This is a genomic window from Mesorhizobium sp. M4B.F.Ca.ET.143.01.1.1, from assembly GCF_004792275.1.
Taxonomy (GTDB): domain Bacteria; phylum Pseudomonadota; class Alphaproteobacteria; order Rhizobiales; family Rhizobiaceae; genus Mesorhizobium; species Mesorhizobium abyssinicae.
In genome coordinates this window covers 1-281 of sequence record NZ_SRSR01000366.1, presented here as the reverse complement: position 1 = coordinate 281, position 281 = coordinate 1, and the positions used below count along the sequence as shown (strand labels likewise).

The following is a 281-nucleotide window of genomic DNA, read 5'->3' as shown; positions in this document are numbered from 1 at the left end:
TCACCCAGGCGATCGAAGCTGGCCGCATCGCCATCACCTCGAACGAGATGCTGGTCACCAACCCGCTTATCGACGTCGTCATCGACGCCACGGGCAAACCGGGCGTCGCCGCCGATTTCGACCTGATGGCCATGGAGCATGGCAAGCACCTGGTGATGATGAATGTCGAGGCCGACGTGACCATCGGCTGCTACCTGAAGCAGCAGGCCGACCGCTTGGGTGTGGTCTACTCGGTTGGCGCCGGCGACGAGCCGTCAAGCTGCATGGAACTGATCGAATTT

General features: G+C 61.6%; 1 pseudogene. It reads left to right on the top strand.

The features are described 5' to 3' along the window. Nucleotides 1-281, top strand: a pseudogene (locus EN786_RS37385) (homoserine dehydrogenase); the annotation flags it as partial.